Annotated in this window: 14 protein-coding genes; 8 read left to right on the top strand and 6 right to left on the bottom strand. The window is 73.4% G+C overall.

Annotated elements, in window-relative coordinates; all coding sequences use genetic code 11:
- The first annotated feature begins 127 nt into the window (after positions 1–127).
- From ACMXN5_RS26305 to ACMXN5_RS26295, 3 genes are all read left to right on the top strand, one after another.
- The gene (locus ACMXN5_RS26305; RefSeq protein WP_439677287.1) at positions 128–5,083 is read left to right on the top strand and encodes a tetratricopeptide repeat protein; all 4,956 of its coding nucleotides are present in this window, start codon (positions 128–130) and stop codon (positions 5,081–5,083) included.
- A gap of 159 nt (positions 5,084–5,242) precedes the next feature.
- Positions 5,243–5,665: a hypothetical protein gene (locus ACMXN5_RS26300; protein WP_439677286.1), complete on the top strand. Its 423-nt coding sequence runs from the start codon at positions 5,243–5,245 to the stop codon at positions 5,663–5,665.
- Positions 5,666–6,151: 486 nt separating this feature from the next.
- Positions 6,152–6,943: an SDR family NAD(P)-dependent oxidoreductase gene (locus ACMXN5_RS26295; RefSeq protein ID WP_395791703.1), complete on the top strand. Its 792-nt coding sequence runs from the start codon at positions 6,152–6,154 to the stop codon at positions 6,941–6,943.
- 66 nt (positions 6,944–7,009) lie between these two features.
- Here ACMXN5_RS26295 and ACMXN5_RS26290 read toward each other — a convergent pair whose 3' ends face one another.
- Complete coding sequence (locus tag ACMXN5_RS26290; protein WP_439677285.1) at positions 7,010–8,599, bottom strand: PucR family transcriptional regulator; 1,590 nt, start codon at positions 8,597–8,599, stop codon at positions 7,010–7,012.
- 252 nt (positions 8,600–8,851) lie between these two features.
- On the opposite strand from ACMXN5_RS26290, the gene pruA reads away from it, so the two are divergent.
- The 3 genes from pruA to ACMXN5_RS26275 all read left to right on the top strand — a co-directional run bounded on the left by pruA (position 8,852) and on the right by ACMXN5_RS26275 (position 12,047).
- On the top strand, positions 8,852–10,480 hold the full coding sequence (pruA, locus tag ACMXN5_RS26285) for an L-glutamate gamma-semialdehyde dehydrogenase (protein WP_395791699.1): 1,629 nt from the start codon (positions 8,852–8,854) through the stop codon (positions 10,478–10,480).
- Between the two features lie 31 nt (positions 10,481–10,511).
- A complete protein-coding gene (locus ACMXN5_RS26280; RefSeq protein WP_380038195.1) occupies positions 10,512–11,441 on the top strand; it encodes a proline dehydrogenase family protein in 930 nt (309 codons plus the stop codon).
- A gap of 132 nt (positions 11,442–11,573) precedes the next feature.
- On the top strand, positions 11,574–12,047 hold the full coding sequence (locus tag ACMXN5_RS26275) for a GNAT family N-acetyltransferase (RefSeq protein WP_439677284.1): 474 nt from the start codon (positions 11,574–11,576) through the stop codon (positions 12,045–12,047).
- 37 nt (positions 12,048–12,084) lie between these two features.
- On the opposite strand, the gene ACMXN5_RS26270 is transcribed toward ACMXN5_RS26275, so the two are convergent.
- Complete coding sequence (locus tag ACMXN5_RS26270; protein WP_439677283.1) at positions 12,085–12,834, bottom strand: SDR family NAD(P)-dependent oxidoreductase; 750 nt, start codon at positions 12,832–12,834, stop codon at positions 12,085–12,087.
- 103 nt (positions 12,835–12,937) lie between these two features.
- Between ACMXN5_RS26270 and ACMXN5_RS26265 the strand changes: the two genes are divergently transcribed.
- Positions 12,938–13,549 carry a TetR/AcrR family transcriptional regulator gene (locus ACMXN5_RS26265; RefSeq protein WP_439677282.1) on the top strand — a complete coding sequence of 204 codons (612 nt, stop codon included), beginning with the start codon at positions 12,938–12,940 and terminating at the stop codon, positions 13,547–13,549.
- 288 nt (positions 13,550–13,837) lie between these two features.
- On the opposite strand, the gene ACMXN5_RS26260 is transcribed toward ACMXN5_RS26265, so the two are convergent.
- Entirely contained in the window at positions 13,838–15,025 is a 1,188-nt protein-coding gene (locus ACMXN5_RS26260; protein WP_439677281.1) for an MFS transporter, read from the bottom strand.
- A gap of 218 nt (positions 15,026–15,243) precedes the next feature.
- Here ACMXN5_RS26260 and ACMXN5_RS26255 point away from each other — a divergent pair, with 218 nt between their 5' ends.
- Complete coding sequence (locus tag ACMXN5_RS26255; protein ID WP_439677280.1) at positions 15,244–15,576, top strand: ArsR/SmtB family transcription factor; 333 nt, start codon at positions 15,244–15,246, stop codon at positions 15,574–15,576.
- Positions 15,577–15,724: 148 nt separating this feature from the next.
- Here ACMXN5_RS26255 and ACMXN5_RS26250 read toward each other — a convergent pair whose 3' ends face one another.
- From ACMXN5_RS26250 to ACMXN5_RS26240, 3 genes are all read right to left on the bottom strand, one after another.
- Positions 15,725–16,888: an acyl-CoA dehydrogenase family protein gene (locus ACMXN5_RS26250; RefSeq protein ID WP_379996934.1), complete on the bottom strand. Its 1,164-nt coding sequence runs from the start codon at positions 16,886–16,888 to the stop codon at positions 15,725–15,727.
- A gap of 99 nt (positions 16,889–16,987) precedes the next feature.
- Entirely contained in the window at positions 16,988–18,010 is a 1,023-nt protein-coding gene (locus ACMXN5_RS26245; RefSeq protein WP_439677279.1) for a hydroxymethylglutaryl-CoA lyase, read from the bottom strand.
- Entirely contained in the window at positions 18,007–20,007 is a 2,001-nt protein-coding gene (locus ACMXN5_RS26240; protein WP_439677278.1) for an acetyl/propionyl/methylcrotonyl-CoA carboxylase subunit alpha, read from the bottom strand. The genes ACMXN5_RS26245 and ACMXN5_RS26240 overlap by 4 nt, the downstream gene beginning before the upstream one ends.
- Positions 20,008–20,010 lie beyond the last annotated feature (3 nt).

Genomic DNA, 20,010 nt, shown 5'->3' with positions numbered 1-20,010 from the left:
AAAGTCGGCTGACCGGTGTTCTAGCATGAGCGCTCGATGCTGGGATGAAGTGCTGATTGAACGGTGCTGTTGAACGGTCGGGGGACCCGTTGATCGACGAAGTTCGGCATGCCCCGCGGGCCGCCCGATGACGGTCCCGCTTCTCGCCGCCGTCGCGGCCCTCCTCGCCTTGGTGGCCGCGCTGATGTGGTTCGGATTCCGGCGCAGGCCCGCCTCCGTGGCGGCCCGTGCCGACACGTTGTTGGCCCAGGCCGAGGGGGCGCATCGGGCGGGACGGCTCGCCGCGGCCGATCGCGGCTATCGGCGCGTCGCGGACGCGCTCGGCAAGCCGGGCGCGCCGACCGGCCTGGCCGCGACCCGGGGCCGGGCGCTGGTCGGTCTCGGCGAGGTGGCGAGCCGCCAGGGGCACTCGGCCGACGCGCTCGCCGCCTTCCGGGCCGCGTTCGCGCTGACCACGCTGCCGCCAGGCGCGCTGGAGCTGACCGCGGCCGACGCGACCCGGCGGCCCGATCCGGGGCCGTTGGAGGTCGCGTTGTGCGTCGACCTGGTCACCCGCACCGACACCGACCCAGACCATCCCGCCTACGACTTCCTGGAGGCCCGGTGTGTGGTCGCCCCCGGGGCGTCCGAGGCCGAGCTGATCGCGGTGGAGGCGCTGGCGGCGCGGATCGAGGCGGGCGCGCCGCGGCTGGAGTGGGCGGTGTACGGCCGCGCGTGCGCCCTGCGCGACCTGGGCCGTAGCGCCGAGGCGATCGCCGCTTTCGAGCGGGCCGACCGGCTGGTGCCGCGCGCGGCCACCGGGTACGAGCTGGGCCGGCTGCACCGCGACGCGGGCCGCCCGGACGAGGCGCTGGCCGCGTTCGAGCGTTCGCTGACCATCGAGCCGGAGCGGCCCGAGGTGCTGTACGCGATGGCGCTGACCCATCTGCGCCGCACGCCCGCCGACAAGGCGCAGCGCGTCGCCGCCCTGGAGGCCGCCGTCGGCCTGCTCACCCGCACCTGCACGCTCTCCCCCACCCACGCCCAGGCCTGGCTGGGCCTGGGCCGGGCGCAGCACGCGCTCGGCCACGACGACGCGGCATTCGAGCCACTGCGCCGGGCCTGCGAGTTGATGCCCGAACACGTCGACGTGCAGATGGAGTTCGTCGATTTGGCGCTGGCCCGGGGGCAACGGGCTGCCGCGATCCCGGTGTTGCGCCGCGTGGTGGCCGGCCGGCCCCGGCATGTCGCGGCCAACCTGATCCTGGGCACGCTCCACGACGAGGACGGCGACTTCGTCGCCGCGGCGCCCTGTTTCGAGCGGGTGGTCGCGGTCGAACCGGGCCATGCGCGGGCCCGGTTCGGTCTGGGCCGGGCGCTGTTCGAACAGGGCGAGGCGCGGCGGGCGATCCCGCACCTGGCCGCGGTGCCCGAGCGGGACGCGGCCCAGCACCACCTGTTGGCGCGGGCGTACAGCGCGGCGGGCGAACCGGCCGCGGCCGACGCGGCGTTCTCGGCCGCGATCGAGGCGGGCGACGACAGCGCGATCGCCCACCACCGGCAGGCATGTGTGCGGTTGCGGCGCGAGTTGCGGCAGGACGCGATCGCCTCGTTCTGGCGGGTGTTGGACCGGGCGGACGACGATTCGCCGTTGGCCGCCGAGGCGTTGCTCTTTCGCGGCATCGCATATCGCGAGGAGGGCGATCTCGGCGCGGCGCGGGCCGACGCGGACGCCGCGGTGGCCGCCGCGCCGCGCGACGCCCGGGCCCACTACGCGCGCGGGCAGTTGGCCGTCCTGGAGGACGAATGGGCCACCGCCCGGGGCGCGTTCGAGACCGCCGTGCGGCTCGACCCGGACTACGCGCCGGCCCGGTTCGGGCTGGGTCTGGTCCGGGAGCACGCGGGCGAGCACGAGGACGCGGCGGAGGCGTACGAGCAGGGGTTGGCGCGCCGGGCGGACTGGACGCCGGCCGTGGTGCGCCTGGGGGCGGCCCGGATCGCGGCGGGGCGGCTCGCGGACGGCATCGAGGTGCTGGGGCGGGTGCGCGGCGAGCCGACCGGGTCGGCCCGCTTCCATCTGGCCCTGGGCTACGCCCGGCAGGGTCGGGTGGAGCGCGCGGACGAGTTGTGGGCGGCGCCGGGCGGGATCGACGACGCGATACGCGCGCACAATGTGGCCACCGCGCGTGATCTGCTGGCCCGGGCGGCGCTGGCCGCCGGGGACCACGCGCTCGCCCGGGAGCACTGGCAGGCCTGTCGGGACGCGTTTCCCGAGCACGACGGCTACCGCACCGCGCTGGCCGAGACGTTGTTCCGCGAAGGCGCCGAGTTGTTGCGGTTCGGCCGCGACGGGGGCGCGCACCTGGCCACCGCCCGGGACCGACTCGGCGCGGCCGGCGCGCTGATCCCGGGCGATCGCCGGGTCCGGCTGCACCTGGCGGTCGCGGCGTTGTACGCGGGCGAACCGGCGCTGGCGGTGCGGTTGTCGGCGGCGCTGGATCCGCTGGCCGATCCGCGCGTGGGGCATCTGGCGCCGCTGGCCCGGCTGGCACTCGGCGCGGGCACCGTGTCGCTGGGCTCGCTGGTCGAGGCGGAGCCGGCGGCGTGGGCGGTGCGCGGGATGCACGCCGCGCGGGGTCGGCGGTGGGCGGACGCGGCGGAGGCATATCGGCAGGCGCTGGTGGTGCCGGGGCCAGTCGAGCCGGAGCCGCACGCGGCGGTCTGCGAGGCGGCCGAGTGCACGGCGTCGGCGCGGGCGGGGTGTGGGCAGTGCGGGCGGGCGTACTGCGCCGAACACGGCGTCCTGCCGGCCGCGTTGCCGGCCCGCTGCGGGAGTTGCGTGGACGCGGTCCTGGCCGCGTTGGCGTCCTGTGCGCACCTGGCGGGCACGGGAGCGGCGGCGGAGGCCGAGGCGACCCGGTGGGCGGGCGACGGTGGGCGGGCGGCCGCGCATCACCTGCTGGCGCTGTTGCGGGCGCAGCGGGGCGACCACGACGCGGCGCTCGCCGGTCTGGAGCGGCTGTTGGCCGGGCCCATGGCGAGTGACGAGGGCCGACTGATCGCGGCCCGGGTGTACCTGCATCGGGCCGCGGCGCACAGCGAGGACCTGGTCGCCGCGTCGGCGGACGTGGAGCGGGCCGCGCGACTGGTACCGGAGTTGCCGGAGGTGCGCCGGGCCCGACCGCTGCTGCGCTCGTGGCAGGCGCTCGCCCACGCGCTGGCGGGCAGGCACGGGGCGTCGATCGAGATCCGCCTCGAGTCGGAGCGGATCGACCCGACGGATGTGCGCAACCTGCAATGCCTGGCGCTGTCCGCGCTGCGCGCCGGGCAGGCGGGCGACGCGGGGCACACCACCGGGCTGTGGCGGCTGGTCTGCGGGACGTGGGCGACGGTGTTGTACAGCCCGAGGTTTTGGATCGACCTGGAGGCGCGGACCGGGCGGGAGATCTCCGCCGAGCAGATCCACGCCGCGCGCCAGGGGCAGATCGAGCGGGTGTACCGGGAGTTGCGCGAGCGCGCCGCGCACAGCGAGGGCTCGGTGGCCGCGCTGTATCGCAGGCTGGACCTGCACTGGGCGTGGGAGGTGGCCGCGACCGAGCGGGTGGCGGCGCTGGATCCGGCGCCGGCGCCGATCGTGTGCGGGCCGCTGTTCCTGGCGCGGGTGGCCGATCCGGAGCAGGGCTCGGACGCGGGTCGGGCGTTGGCCGAGACGGTGCGCGCCGCCGCCGATCCGCATACCGGCGACCTGCTCGGGCCGCTGGGGATGTACCACCACCTGATCGATGTGGGCCGCTTCGACGAGGCGGTGGCGGGGCTGACCGGACTCGCGGGACTGGCCGGGCCGGACGCGACGCCGGGGGTGGCCGCGCTGTTGGCGCGGGCGCATCTGGCCAAGGCGCGGGATCTGGGCGGGCGCGGGGAGTGGGCGCAGGCGCTGGGATGTCTGGAGCAGGCCGCGCCGATCCCGGCGGAGGCGGTGGAGTTGGCGGCCGAGGTCGGAATTCGCGCGGCCGAGACGGTACTTGCCGCAGATCCGGCCGAAGAGGACCAGGCCGCCCGGCTGTTGGAGCGCGCATGGGCACTGGCTCCCGACGGTCCCGGCCTGCGCGGGGAGTTGGCCGGAGCGTACGCGCGACTGGCCCGGCGGGCGCACGAGGGCAGGCGGCATCGGGACGCGATCGCGCTGGTGCGACAGGCACTGGAGCTGACCCCGGCGGATCCGGCGACCCGGGCGCTGGCGGGCGCGGCGTTGCGCGGCTTGGTGATGGAGTTGCTGGCGGCCGACACCGACGCGGCGGCGGCCGAGGCGGTCGGGGCGATGCGCGAGGCGTTCGCGCTGGATCCGGGCGAGGCGAGCCGGATCGGGCTGACCAACGCACTGTTCCTGAGCGCGGAGCGGCTGGCCCTGCGCGGGGGCGCGCGCGAGCAGGCGGTGGCGGCGATGGCCGAGGCGATCGCGCTGGCCGACCCCGACTGCGAGACCGACTCCGTGGCCGCCGAGGCCCGCCGGCGGGTGGCCGCGCTGTTGGTGGAGACGGCGGGGGCGAGCGAGCGGGACGAGGACTTCGACCGCGCGATCACGCTCCTGGAGGAGGCCCGGCACTACGGCGACGACCCGCCCACCCGCCGGGCACTGGCGTTCAACCACTACTACGCGCGGCACTACGAGGTCGCGGAGCGGTTGTTGCGGCAGGAGATCGGCACCGGCCTGGAAATCGACACGCTGCGCGAGGCGTGGGTGGTGGTGGCCGTCGACTGGGGCTACGACCTGCTGGCCAAGGGCCGCGCGTACGACGCGATCGAGGTCCTGTCGGCGGCGCTGCGCGAACACGAGGAGCCGAGGCTGCGGGACGCGCTGGTGGCGGTGTACCTGGGCGAGGAGCGCTACCAGGACGCGATCCGCACGCTGGAGGCGATCGAGCTGACCCCGGAGAGCACCCGCCTCCTGGCCCTCGCACTACACAACGAGGGGGTACGGCAGGCAAACATGGGCCACAACCACACCGCACTGGTACACCTGGAGCGGGCCCACGAGTACCACCCGACGGACGGCACGCGGGAAATCCTGGCCGAGGTCCGCTCCCGAATCCACGGCTACTACTGACCGACAGCGCACACTTATCGCACCGAGGCACCCAGGCACCCATCACGCCATCTCACCAGTGCCATCGATGCCATCGATGCCATCGGTGCCATGGCACCCACCGCCACCGCCCGCCACCGCCCGCCCCCTCCCCCTCCCCACCCTCTCGGAGCCCGGAGCATGCCCGCAGCCGAACCCTCCCCATACGACGTCCTCGGCATCACCCCGGCCGCCACGCCACCCGAGGTACACGCCGCCTACGAGCGCGCGTTGGCGGCGGCCACGGGCGCCCCCGCCCGCGAGGCCTGCACCACGGCCTACCTACACCTGCGCAACACCGGCCGCCGCCTGGGCGCCGACATCCTGGAGTACGCCGCCCCGGACCCGTCCACCACGGCGCGCGAGGCCTTCGCGGGCGTCGCCGAACAACGCTTCCTCCCCCAGGACGCCCCACCCCCACCGATCACGACCCTGGTCGTCCTGCGCCGCTCCGCGACCGCCGAGGACCACCGCGAACCCCCACCCACCGACACCACCTTCGCCACCCCGTCCCGCTTCACCGCCACGGCGGAGGTATTGCCCCCGGTGGACATCCCCCGCTGAGGCGGGGCGGGGACACCCATCGCCGCCGCTGGTGCGTGCGGGGGGCGGGCGGTCCGGTCGGGTTCACCGGATGCGGTTTCGAGTGGGCCGGGCGCTTTCGGCACGCGTTGCGCTTTGCGCTGGGGATGGCCGGTCCGGGGCCGGTCAGAGTCGGTGGGGGCGCCCGCAACCCAAGACGCAACGCGCGCCGGAAACACCCGACCCACTCGGGAGTGCACACCCGGCGAACCCAACCCGAGCACCCTCCCTGTCCGCCGCTGCAGGCCGCTTTTCGCCGAGCAACACACCCGCCTCGCCGGAAGCCCCGGTCCCGGAGCCCCGCACGCCGGGCGGCGGCCCACCCGCCCCGCCGGCCCGCCCGATCCGCGGCCCGGATCATCCCTCCTCTCGACCTCCAACGGGTGGGATTTCGCGTTCTGATGGTTGACCTAGTCCACTGTTGTGAGGATGGTGGCAGGCAGTTGTCCGGAGCAGGGGAGGGACGCCGTGGCCAAGCGGTTCGAGGGACGTAGGGCATTGATCACCGGGGCCAGCAGGGGAATCGGGGCGGCGTTGGCGGTGCGGCTCGCGGCCGAGGGAGCCGATGTGGCGGTGACCGCGCGTACCGTGCGGCAGGGGAATCTGGCCGGGTCGTTGGAGCGGACGGAGACGCTGATCGCCCGGCACGGTCGCCGCACCGCCGTGGTGCCGGCCGACCTGTCCGACGAGACGCAGCGGGCCAAAATCGTGCCCGCCGCCGAGGAGGGGCTGGGCGGGCCGATCGACATCCTGGTCAACAACGCGGCGATGGCCTCGTACGCCTCGCTTCGGGTGTACCCGCAACGCCGCGCGCGGCTGCACTTCGAGGTGAACGTACTGGCCCCGATGGAGTTGTGTCAGGCCGTGATACCGGCCATGGCGACGCGTGGCGAGGGCTGGATCGTCAACGTGACCAGCGGTACCGCCCGGCCGTGGGCGGGGCCGCCGTTCGAATTGGGGGTGCTCGGGACCAAGAGCGCGGTGTACGGGGCGTCCAAGGCGGCGCTCAACAGGATCACCAACGCGCTGGCGGCGGAGCTGTACGGGACCGGGATCCGGGTGAACACGATCGAGCCCCGGGCCGCCGTACTCAGCGAGGGCGCCGAGGAGTTGGTCGGCGGGCAGTTGCGGCCCGATCAGATCGAGACCATGGATCAGATGGTCTCCGCCACGCTGGAGTTGTGCGATGGGCCGGCGGCGCGCACCGGCGGCGAGTACGTGAGCCTGGACCTGCTCTCCGAGCTGGGCATCAAGGTCTGAGCCGACGCCGCCGACCCCGCCGACCCCGCCGGGCGGACGGCCGGACAGCCCGTCCGCCCGGCCCGGTCACCCCGGCAGGCGCAGCAGCAGCGCGGCGAGCAGGCGGGTCTTCGGGTCGGCCCAGTCCAGGCCGGTCAGTTCACCCGCCCGGCGGATCCGGTAGCGCAGCGTGTTCGGGTGGATGTGCAGCGCCGCGGCGGCGGCGCGCACATCGCCCAGCGCGTCCAGCCAGGCCAGCACCGAGTCCGCGTACTCCGTGTCGTGCTCGCCGTCGTGCGCCCGCAGCGCGATCAGGCGCGGGTCGCGGATCTCCCGGTGCTCGGCCAGCAGCGCCTGGACCTCCCCGTGCAGCACCTCCGGCCGTACCTCCGACAGCGCCGCGACGTCGGCCGACACCCCGCCGGTCGCCATCGCGTCCAGGACCCGGTCGGCCGACTCCCGGGCCGCGACGGTACGCGCCAGGCTCGGCGCCGGATCGCCGACCGCGCCGCGCACCACCAGGTCGAGGTGGCCGTGCGCGGCGGCGGCGATCTCGTGCGCCCAGCCGAGCGCGACCGCCTCGGTCGGCGGCGCGGACAGCAGCACGTAGACCCTCGGGCCCAGCGGCGCGACCCGGGCGTGGCTGTGTCGCGCCGCCGCGTACACCGAGACCAGGTTCGCCAGTTCGGTCCGGGCCAGCTCCTGCGCCGACTCGTCGGGTACGTCCGCCCGCACCGCGAAGCCGAGTACGAGCACCGGCCGCACCGGGTCCAGGCCGAGCTGCGCGGCGGCGGCCCGAGCCGCGATCGAGCCGCCGAGCAGGCCCGCCACGCTCTCCCGGGTCGGCCCGGCCTCCGCGGCCGACCTGGCCCGCCGGCGCACCAGGTGCAGCGTGGCCACCCGCGCCGCGCCGACCAGCACCTCCTCGGCCCGATCGGCGAGCGGCCGGCGGCCCTCCTGGACCCAGATCGTGCCCAGCCACCGCCCACCGGCGTGCACCCCGACCGCGAGCCGGCGCCGAATGCCCAGGTCGGGCCGCTCCTCCACGGCGACCACCTGCGTGGTGGTGCGGAGCCGGTGGAACACGCCCCAGTCGCGCAGCCGGGCCATGTACTCCTCCGGCCCCTGCCACCCCAGGATGGACAACCGCCGCAACTCGTCGGCCTCGTCCGGCCCGGTCGCCCGCGAGTAGGCCAGCACCCGGTTGGCGCTGTCCTCGATGCTGACCCCGCCGCCGGTGAGCATCGCGGTGGTCTGGGCGAGCGAGAACAGGTCGCCGCCGTCGGGCGGTTCGGTGTCGGGCCGCTCGTCGAGGGCGGCGTGCGCGAGTGCGGCCACCTGTTCCCAGCGGGCCTCGGGGCGCACCGACAGCAGCACCACGCCCGCCGCGTCGGCCACCTCGCGCAGCGCCGCGCTCTCGCCCTTGACCGCGATCGCCGTCGCGCCGGCCGTGCCCGCCGCACGCACCGTGCCGGCCGCGGCCCGGCCGCGCAGGCCGACCGCGAGCAGCAGGTCGCCCGGCATCACGTGCGGCTCCTCCTCCGGATCCAGGATCGACACGTGCCGGACTGCCGCCTCCAGGCCGCCGGCCGCCGCCGCGACCCGGATCGGGCCGTCACCGACCGGGCCGCCGAGGGCGGCGAGCAGTTCGCGCAGCGGGACGCCGGATTCGGGCACGTTCGGCCCCTTCGTGGATGTCGCGGGTGTTGGCCGATGGGCCAAGCGGGGAGTTTCGAGTTTAAACGATCGGATAAACACGCGACGGCGGTCGCGGCCTACCGTTGAGCGCGAGATCCGTGTCCGCCCCCGGCCGTACGGCGTCACCCGGCACCACCCGGCACCACCCGGCACCATCCGGCACCATCCGGCGCCGTACCGCACCGCACGGCACCCGCACCCCGCCGCAGATCACCGAACAGGAGCGCCGTCTTGGACGCTGTGACCCAGGTTCCCGTCCCGGTCAACGAGCCGGTACACGACTACGCCCCCGGCACGCCCGCCCGGGCCCGCCTCGAAGCGAAGCTCGCGGAACTGGCCGCGGCCCCGATCGACCTCCCGATGACCATCGGCGGCAAGCGGCGCATGGGCGCCGGCAAGCGCGAGGACGTGGTCCAGCCGCACAACCACGCCGCGCGCCTGGGCACCTTCGCGCACGCCGACACCGCCGACGCGCAGGACGCCGTCGACGCGGCCCTCGCCGCCGCGCCGGGCTGGCGCGACCTGTCCTTCGACGACCGGGCCGCGATCTTCCTCAAGGCCGCCGACCTGCTCGCCGGCCCGTGGCGCGAGACGCTGGCCGCGGCGACCATGCTCGGCCAGGGCAAGAACGCCCAGCAGGCGGAGATCGACTCCTCGTGCGAGCTGATCGACTTCTGGCGCTTCAACGTGCACTTCGCCCGCCGCGCGCTGGCCGAGCAGCCGATCAGCAGCCCGGGCGTGTGGAACCGCACCGACCACCGCCCGCTCGAAGGCTTCGTGTACGCGATCACCCCGTTCAACTTCACCGCCATCGCGGGCAACCTGCCCACCGCGCCCGCCCTGATGGGCAACGTCGTGGTCTGGAAGCCGTCGCCGACGCAGACCTTCTCGGCCGTACTGCTGATGGAACTGCTCGAAGAGGCCGGGCTGCCCCCTGGCGTGATCAACCTGGTCACCGGCGACGGCATCGCGGTTTCCGAGGTGGCGCTGCGCCACCCGGACCTGGCGGGCATCCACTTCACCGGCTCCACCGCCACCTTCCAGCACCTGTGGCGCACGGTCGGCGAGAACATCGCGAACTACCGCACCTACCCGAGGATCGTCGGCGAGACCGGCGGCAAGGACTTCGTGGTCGCCCACCCCAGCGCCGACCCCGCCGTGCTGCGCACCGCCCTCGTCCGCGGCGCGTTCGAGTACCAGGGCCAGAAGTGCTCGGCCGCCTCGCGCGCCTACATCCCGCGCTCGATCTGGGAGTCCGACTTCAAGGCCGACTTCCTGGCCACCGTGGACGGGCTGTCGATGGGCGACCCGACCGACCTGAGCCACTTCCTGGGCGCGGTGATCGACGAGCGCGCGTTCGCCAAGAACAAGGCCGCGATCGACCGGGCGCACGCCGACGAGACGGTGGAGGTCGCGGCCGGCGGGACCTACGACGACAGCGTCGGCTGGTTCGTCCGCCCGACCGTGCTGGTCTCCGCCAACGCCGACCACGAGATCTTCAAGGACGAGTACTTCGGCCCGATCCTGGCCGTACACGTCTACGAGGACGACGCCTACGACATGATGCTGGCCCAGATGGAGTCGGTCTCCGCGTACGGCCTGACCGGCGCGATCATCGCCCAGGACCGCGAGGTCATCGCGCACACCGCGCACGTGTTGCGGTTCGCGGCGGGCAACTTCTACATCAACGACCGACCCACCGGTGCGGTCGTGGGGCAGCAGCCGTTCGGCGGCGGGCGCGCGTCGGGCACCAACGACAAGGCCGGCGCGATGCAGAACCTCACCCGCTGGATCAGCTCGCGCTCGATCAAGGAGACGTTCGTCCCGGCGACGGACCACCGCTACCCGCACATGGGCTGACCCCACCCCACCGGTACTTCGGGAGAAGAAGATGCTCCGCAGCCCCATCCTCGCGGCGGCCCGCTCGCCGCGGACCCGCTCCCTGGTCGAGCACCTGCCGCCGACTCGGGCCATCGTGGACCGCTTCGTCGCGGGCGACGTGCTCGACGACGCCGTCCGGGTCACCCGCGAACTCGTCGAGACCGGGCGCAAGGTGACGCTCGATCACCTCGGCGAGGACACCACCGACCGCGCGCAGGCGGACGCCACCGTGGACGCGTACGACGCGCTGCTCGACACGCTCGGCGAGACCGGCCTGGCCCGCGACGCGGAGGTGTCGGTCAAGCTGTCCGCGGTGGGCCAGTTCCTGCCCGGCATCGGCGAGCGGATCGCCCTGGAGAACGCCCGGAGGATCTGTACCGCCGCCGCGCGGGTGGGCACCACGGTCACCCTCGACATGGAGGACCACACCACGACCGACTCGACCCTGGGCATCCTGCGCGAGTTGCGCGTGGACTTCCCGTGGGTGGGCGCGGTGCTCCAGGCCTACCTGCGGCGCACCGAGCAGGACTGCCGGGACCTGGCCTACGAGGGCTCGCGGGTGCGGCTGTGCAAGGGCGCCTACCAGGAGCCGGAGTCGGTCGCGTTCCAGGACAAGGGCGACGTGGACCGGTCGTACGTGCGCTGCCTGCGGATCCTGATGGAGGGCAAGGGCTACCCGATGGTGGCCTCGCACGACCCGCGCCTGATCGCCATCGCGAGGCACCTGGCGGACCGGGCGGGGCGGGCGCCCGGCAGCTTCGAGTTCCAGATGTTGTACGGGATCCGCCCCGAGGAGCAGACCCGGATCGTCGAGCAGGGCGACCTGATGCGGATCTACCTTCCCTACGGCGCCGAATGGTACGGCTACTTCATGCGCCGACTCGCCGAACGCCCCGCCAACCTGACCTTCTTCCTGCGCGCGATGGCCACGAAGAGCTAGGCAGGGCCGGGCAGGGCGGTTCGCACGGGCGCCGGACGGGAGCAGTTTCTCCCGTCCGGCGCCCGCCGTCGTTTCGTGCATCGCGCGACCTCCGCGGGATCGGCGTCCGGGGCGGGCCGGCAGCATGGGCGCATGGATGCAGTGGGCCTCGGCGACTTCACGGTGCGGCGGGCGAACGAGTCGGACGCGGACACGTTGGCCGGGATCGACGTGCTCGCGAGCGCGGGTGACGCCGAGCGGCGGACGAACATCGCCAGGTGGTGCCGGCAGGGCTCGACGACCGTGGCGGAGGACGCGTCCGGCCTGCTCGGCTACTGCGTCGTGGAGTACACCTTCTTCGAACAGGGCTTCGTCGCGATGCTGATGGTGACGCCGTCGGCGCGCGGCAGGGGTGTGGGGCGCGGGTTGTTGGACGCCGCGGCGGCTTCGTGTACGGCCCCGAAGCTGTTCACGTCGACCAACGTTTCCAACCAGTCGATGCAGCGACTCCTCGGGCGAGCCGGATGGAGCCCGGTGGGGCTGGTACACGGTCTCGACGAGGGCGACCCCGAGTTGTTCTATCTCTGCGGGGCCGCAGGTCGCGCCGACGCATCCGTGAATCCGTAACCCGAGGCGGGCGGCGCGCCGAGCGACCGATCGTGGATCAGACCTGGTTCTCGCCGCCGTCGACGTACAGGTTGGCGCCGAGGATGAAGCTGCTCTGCTCGGAGGCGAGGAACGCCACCACGTCGGCGACCTCGTCCGAGCGTCCGATCCGACCGAGCGGAACGCCCGCAGTGAACTCCGCCTTGCTGACGGGCGTGGTCCCCGTGGCCGCCAGGGTGTCGAGCCCGGGGGTGTCGATGGTGCCCGGGGAGACCGCGTTGACCCGGATGTTCCGGCCCTTGAGTTCGTTGGCCCAGGTCCGGGCGAAGGAGCGGATCGCCGCCTTGGAGGCGGCGTAGGTCCCGAACGCCGGCACGCCGTCATCGGCGCGCACCGAGGAGTTCAGGATCACCGACGCGCCGTCGTTGAGCAGGGGTAGTGCCTTCTGCACGGTGAACACCGTGCCCCGGACGTTGACGCCGAAGGTCTCGTCGAAGTGCTCCTCGGTGGTCTGCTCCAGCGTCGCGAACGACGCGGCGGCGGCGTTGGCGAACAGCACGTCCAGGCCGCGACCCCGGGCACGGACCGCGTCGTACAGCCGGTCCAGGTCGGCCGGATTCGCGATGTCGCCCACCACCGCGGTGGCCCGCGCCGAGCCGATGGTCGACACGGCCGCGTCCAGTACGGCGCCGCGCCGACCGGTGACGAACACATGCGCACCCTCGGCCGCCAACCGCACGGCGGTGGCCAGGCCGATCCCGGTGCCGCCGCCGGTGACGACGGCGGTCTTGCCCTCGAACTGCCCCATGTGAACGCCCTCCACGAAGTGCGATAGAGATCAGTACCGATCGGTACTGAAGTGGACGCTAGCACATCTGTACCGATCGATCCCGAAGGGTAGGGTGGGCGACATGGAGGAGACGCGGGAAAAGGCACCGATCGGCCGGCCGAGAGGCTTCGACACCGACGAGGCCCTCGAACGCGCCATGCGGATCTTCTGGGAACAGGGCTACGAGGGCGCGAGCCTCACCGACCTGACCGGCGCCATGGGCATCACCCGCACCAGCATGTACGCGGCCTTCGGCAACAAGGAGGACCTGTTCCGCAAGGCCCTGGAGCGCTACACGGAGGGCCCCGCCTCGTACGCGGCCCGGGCCCTTTTGGAGCCGACCGCCCGACAGGTGGCCCGCGCGATGCTCGACGGCGCGGTCCGGGCCACCACCCGCCCTGGCTGCCCCACCGGCTGCTTCGGCGTACAGGCGTCGTTGGCCGCCGGCACCACGGCCCGGGACGCCCGCGACGCCCTGATCACCTGGCGCGAGGAGGCCATCGCCCGCTTGCGCGACCGCTTCCACCGAGCGATCACCGAGGGCGACCTCCCCCCCGACGCCGATCCAACAACCCTGGCCCGCCACGTAATGGCCCTGGCCAACGGCATCGCGGTACAGGCCACCGGCGGCACCCCGCGCAACGAACTACAGCAAATCGCCGACGCGGCAATGCGGAGTTGGCCGCCGATCTGAGGGCTGGGGTGGGGGTGAGCATGGCGCTGACCACGGACCCGCGCGGCAGCCCAGTGGTCGGTCGGCGTTGCCGCGAGAGTCGGTCTCCAGGTTGCGGGACCGGGTTCCTTGACTCGCAGCGCTGAGTAACCCGCATCCGCCCCGGCTCCGATCGGACGGCGGCGGGGCGGATGGCGGGGCCGAGGTCCCTCGCCGGAACGCCCTCGCCGAAGGTCGACCGACTCGACCGTGCGGACTCCTGATGGCGATCTCGGTTGCGTGCTCTGGGGAACTGGCTTGGTGGGGGCGTCAGATGGTGGATGGGTGCCTGTCCTGGGGCGGTGTTGTGGAGGCTTGGGTGCGGGTTCGGTGGGTGGTGGTCAGGTGGTGGAGCAAAGTGAGGGCGGTGAGGGCTGCTGCCGGGTAGCCGAGTTGGGGTGGGGACAGGGACGGCCATTGTTGGGCCAGGCCGCCGAGGGCGCCGCCGAGGGCGATTCCGGTGTAGATGGCGCAGGAGTTGAGGCCGAGGAGTATGGGTGCGGCGGTGGGGTGGAGGGCGATCAGACGGTGTTGTTGGGGGACGACGATGATGCCGACCGCGCCGCCCCAGATCACGGCCCACACCATTGACCCGGGCAGGGTGTGTACCGCGACGGGCGTGAGGGCCAGCGCGACCGTGGCCAGCGCGAGTGCGACCGTGAGGACTCGGGTGGGGTCGCGGCGGTCTACCAGGCGGCCGGCGGTGAGGTTGCCGGCCAGGGTGCCGGTGCCCCAGGCGGTCAGGATCAGGGTCAGTCGTCCGTCGGAGCCGTCGGTGGCGTCGTCGAGTGCGGGTGCGATGTACGTGTAGAGCGTGTAGGAGGCCAGGAACGTCATCGCCGTGATCGCCAGCAGGCTCAGGACACGACGCTGCCGCAGCGGGCGTAGGCGGTCGGCCAGGGATGCCGCCGGCAGGACCACCTTGGGCAGGCCGAGTGCCACGCCGGCCGCGGCGAGCAGGCCGAGGGCGGCGACGGCCCACAGGGTGATGCGCCAGTCGGTGCGGCCGATCAGCGTGCCCAGCGGCAGGCCGATGGCGGTGGCCAGGGTCAGGCCGCCGAGGACGAACGCCAGTGCCCGACCCCGGCGTTCGGGCTCGACGATGGCGGCGGCCGTGCTGGACGCGGTCGAGGTGATCGTGCCGGCGCCGATCGCGGTGAGGACGCGGGCGGCCATGACCACCTCGTACCCGGTGCCGACCGCGGTGAGGGCGTTGCCGACGACGAACACGCCGAGTGCCACGAGCAGGGCCGTACGGCGGTCCAGCGCCCCGGCCACCGCCGCCATGACGGGTGCCGATACGGCGAGGACCAGGGCGAAAACCGTGACCAGCTGCCCGGCGGCGGGCGTCGAGACATCCAGGTCGTCGGCTATGGACGGGAGCAGACCGGCGATCACGTAGCTGTCGGTGCCGACGGCGAAGGTCGCCAGCGCCAACGGCGCGAGACGTTTGAACATGGGCGGCGCTGCCTTCCGGTGCGGCGGATCGCAAAACGGATCGCAAAAGCGGCTCGCAAGAGCGGACCGCAAGAGCGATCCGCAGGAGCGATCGCAAGGGCTGACGAGTCGGCAGCGTAGGCAATGCATGGATGCTTGTCCATGTATCAATGTGTCGGATAGACTCGCCCCGACGCGATGAGCATCAGCAGCACGAGGCAGCAGGCAGGAGGCCGACAATGCGCGAGGTGTCACAGCCGACCCGGGAGGCCATCCGGCTCGTGGACGTGTTGCGGGCGCTCGGCGACCCGGTGCGCCTGGAACTGGTGCAACGGCTCGACCGCACCGGCCCGGACAACTGCTCCGCGGCCGGCGAGGAACTCGACGTCCACCAGACGACGTTGTCCCACCACTACCGGGTGCTGCGCGAAGCCGGGGTCACCTGGACGACCATCGAGGGCCGGACCCGCCTCGTCCGGGTGCGCCGCGACGACCTGGACGACCTCTTCCCCGGCCTGCTCGATTCGGTCCTGGCCGGAGCACGCCGAGGCCGGCCGACCGTCGACCGCTGAGCCTCACCCGGGCGGGGCGCCCTCCCGCGTCGTGGGCATCACCCGCGCTGTCGCACGGTGAACGCGTTCATTCGCCCGGAAAACCGAAACCGACCCTCCCGGACGGGTGTCGTCCAAAAGGGTCGGTACCGAAAGAGCCGTCGTCGGTTCAGCGCGGCAGGCCCAACTCCCGCGCGATCAGCATGCGTTGCACCTCGCTGGTGCCCTCGCCGATTTCCAGGATCTTGGCGTCGCGCCAGAAGCGGGCCACCGGATACTCGTTCATGAAGCCGTAGCCGCCGTGGATCTGGGTGGCGTCACGGGCGTTGTCCACCGCGCTCTCCGAGCTGTACAGCTTGGCCAGCGCGGCCTCCTTCTTGAAGCCCTCGCCGTGCACGAGCAGCGATGCCGCGTGCCGCCAGCCCAACCGCGAGTTGTGCGCCCGCAGTTCCATGTCGGCGAGCTTGAACGCGATCGCCTGGTTGGCCCCGATCGGCCGGCCGAACGCCTCGCGCTCACCGGCGTAGCGCACCGACTCGTCCACGCAGCCCTGGGCCAACCCCGTGGCCAGCGCCGCGATGGCCACCCGGCCCTCGTCCAGGATGGACAGGAACTGGGCATAGCCGCGCCCGCGTTCGCCGAGCAGGTTCTCCGCCGGGACGCGCACGTCGGTGAACGACAACTCGCGGGTGTCCGAGCAGTTCCAGCCGACCTTGGAGTAGGGCGGTGCGACGGTGAAGCCCTTCGTGCCCGCCGGCACGATGATCGTGCTGATCTCCTTGCCGCCGTCGCCCTTGGTGCCGGTGACCGCGGTGACCGTGACGAAGCCGGTGATGTCGGTGCCGGAGTTGGTGATGAAGCACTTGCCGCCGTTGATCACCCACTCCCCCGTCGCCTCGTCCAGACGGGCGGTGGTGCGCGTGGCGCCCGCGTCGGAGCCGCCGCCGGGCTCGGTCAGGCCGAAGGCGCCCAGCATCTCGCCGCTGGTCAGCTTGGGCAGCCAGGTCTGCTTCTGCTCCTCGGTACCGAAGCGGTAGATCGGCATCGCGCCCAGCGAGACCGCCGCCTCCAGGGTGATCGCCACGGAGGAGTCGACCCGGGCCAACTCCTCCAAGACCAGGCCGAGCGCGAGGTAGTCGCCGCCCATGCCGCCGTACTCCTCCGGGAACGGCAGGCCGAACAACCCCATCCGGCCCATCTCCCGGATGATCGTGTACGGGAACTCGTGCTTCTCGTACAGGTCGCCGATCGCGGGCGCGATCACATCCTTGGCGAACTCGGCGACCGTGCGCCGCAATTGCTCGTATTCCTCGTCGAGGCGGTGGTCCAGCATGATCCGGGCTCCCGGGTTCGGTGGCGGGGGACGGACCGGGCCGCTCGTGGCGGCTTCGGTGCGTCGGAAGTAGTTCGGTCGGCGGCCGGGCGGTCGCGGCTACGCGTCGGCGGTGGTGCCGGCGGCGGTCGTGGTGGTCGGGTCGACGAGCACCAGGCCGTGCGCGTCCACCCGCTTGCCGATCAGCGCCTGGACCGCGCGCGAGGGGCTGGGGCGGCCGAGCAGGTCGGCCATCCAGGCGCTGGTGGCCACCAGCGCGCCGAGGTCCACGCCGGTCTCGATGCCGAGGCCGTGCAGCATCCACACCAGGTCCTCGGTGGCGAGGTTGCCGGTCGCGCTCTCCGCGTACGGGCAACCGCCCAGGCCGCCCGCCGAGGCGTCCACGGTGGTCACCCCGAAGCGCAGCGCGGCGAGGGTGTTGGCCAGCGCCTGGCCGTAACTGTCGTGGAAGTGCACCGCGATGCGCGACGCGGGTACGCCCGCCTCAGCGAACGCGGTCAGCAGCGCTGTGACGTGTCCGGGGGTGGCCACGCCGATCGTGTCGCCCAGGCTGAGCTGCGAACAGCCCATGTCCACCAGGGCCTTGCCGACGCGCACCACCTGGTCGAGCGGGACGGGCCCCTCCCACGGGTCGCCCCAGCACATGGACAGGTAGCCGCGTGTGTCGATCCCGGCGGCGCCGGCCCGCTCGACCACGGGGGCGAACATGGCCAACGACTCGGCCACCGTGCGGTTGAGGTTGCGCCGGGCGAAGGTCTCCGTGGCGCTGCCGAACACCGCGATGCGGTCGGCGCCCAACTCGACGGCGCGGTCGAAGCCGCGCTCGTTGGGCACCAGGACCGGCAGACGGCGATCGCCGGCGGTGATCTCGGCGTCGGCCCGGACCGCCGCGAACACCTCGGCGGCGTCGGCGAGTTGGGGCACCCACTTGGGCGGTACGAAGCTGGTCACCTCGATCGTGCCCAGACCCGCGCGGGCCAGCCGGCGGACGAACTCGATCTTGGCCTCGGTGGGCACCACGCCGGACTCGTTCTGAAGTCCGTCCCGGGCACCCACCTCGTGGATGAACACCCGCTCCGGCAGCCCGGGTTCGCGGCGCACATCCGGCAGTCGACGCGTCATCGTTCCGTCGCCTCTCCTTCGGCCCCCGCCGCCGCTTCCGTGTCGTCCCCGTCGGGGTCCGGCTCCACCACCGCCAGCGTCTGGTCCATCGCCACCGACGCGCCGACCACCGCGCCCAGTTCGGCGACCACGCCGGCGAACGGCGCGGTCAACGCGTGTTCCATCTTCATCGCCTCCACCACGACCACGGTCTGTCCGCGAGCGACCCGGTCCCCGACGGCGGCCTTGACCACCGTCACCGTGCCCGGCATCGGCGAGGTCAGCGCGCCGGTGTGCGCCGCGCCGCCCGCCGCCTCGGCCCGTACCGTGTCCACCTCGCTCACCCGCCAGGTGTCCGGGCCGTAGGCGAGCCAGCGCACGCCCGACGACTCGGCGACGTAGTCGAAGCGCCGGGTCAGCCCGTCGTACCCGACGGAGAGCCCGCCCGGCACCGCCGACACCGAGGCCGACACGGCCGGGCCGCCGTCGACCGAGACCTCACCGTCGCGCACCCGCACCTCGATCGGCTCGCCCGGCCCGATCCGCAACACGTGCGTATCCCAGGCCGGTCCGCCCACCCGCCAGCCGGTCTGCGCCGCGAACGGATCCGCCCAACCGTCGGCCGGCACCCGCTCGGCCCGCGCCGCGAGCGCCGCCGCGACCGCCACCTCCGGCGGCGCCGGATGCCCGGTCAGCGCGTCCGTCCTGGCCTCGACGAGACCGGTGTCCAGGTCGCCCGCGAGCACCGCCGGGTCGCCCAGCAGGCGGTACAGGAAGCCGAGGTTGGTGGTCACCCCAAGGACCCGGGTCTGGGCAAGTGCCGCCCGCAGTCGGCTGATCGCCGTCGCCCGGTCGTCGCCGTAGGCGATCACCTTGGCCAGCATCGGGTCGTACGAACTGCCGACCTCGCCGCCCTCGCGCAGCCCGGAGTCGACCCGGACGCCTTCGAGTTCCGGCTCACACACCGTCAACACCCGCCCACCCGTGGGCAGGAAGCCCCGATCGGGGTCCTCGGCGTAGATCCGCGCCTCGACCGCGTGCCCGTGCATCGACACGTCCGACTTGCCGATCGCGGCGCCCGCGGCGATCCGCAGTTGGCTCTCCACCAGGTCGACGCGGGTGACCAGTTCGGTCACCGGGTGCTCGACCTGGAGGCGGGTGTTCATCTCCATGAAGTAGAACGAGCCGGGATCCTCCGACGGCACGATGAACTCGATCGTGCCAGCGCCGACGTACCCGCAGGCCCGGGCGGCGCGCACGGCGGCGGCGCCCATCGCGGCGCGGGTGTCCGCGTCGAGCAGCGCCGACGGCGCCTCCTCGATGATCTTCTGGTGCCGGCGCTGCAGGCTGCACTCGCGTTCGCCCAGGTGTACGACCGTGCCGTGGGTGTCCGCGAGCACCTGGATCTCGATGTGCCGGGGGCGGTCGATCCAGCGCTCGATCAGCAGCGTGTCGTCGCCGAAGGCGCCCTTGGCCTGGCGCCGGGCCGCGGCGATCTCGTCGGCGAGCAGCGCGCCGTCGTGCACCAGGCGCATGCCCTTGCCGCCGCCGCCCGCCGACGGCTTGATCAGCACCGGGAAGCCGATCTCCCGGGCGATGTCCACGAGTTCGGCGTCGGTCATACCCGCCGCGCCCCCGCCGGGAACCACCGGGACGCCGTACGCGGCGACCGTCTCCTTGGCCCGGATCTTGTCGCCCATCAGCTCGATCACGCCCGCCGGCGGGCCGACGAAGACCAGCCCGGCGCGCGCCACGGCGGCGGCGAACGCGGCGTTCTCGGACAGGAATCCGTAGCCGGGGTGAACCGCCCCGGCCCCGGCGCGCACGGCGGCCGCGACCACCGCGTCCACGTCCAGGTAACTCGGCACCTCGACCGCCGCGTCGGCCTCGCGCACGTGCCGCGCGGCGGCGTCGCCCGGCCCGTACACGGTGACCGCGCGCACGCCCAGACGGCGCAGCGTGCGGATGACCCGGACCGCGATCTCGCCTCGGTTGGCGACCAGTACTGCGTCGAACACGTC

This window comes from Embleya australiensis (assembly GCF_051903075.1).
GTDB lineage: Bacteria > Actinomycetota > Actinomycetes > Streptomycetales > Streptomycetaceae > Embleya.
The sequence above is the reverse complement of the archived record's forward strand: the minus strand, read 5'-3'. Positions and strand labels throughout refer to the sequence as shown.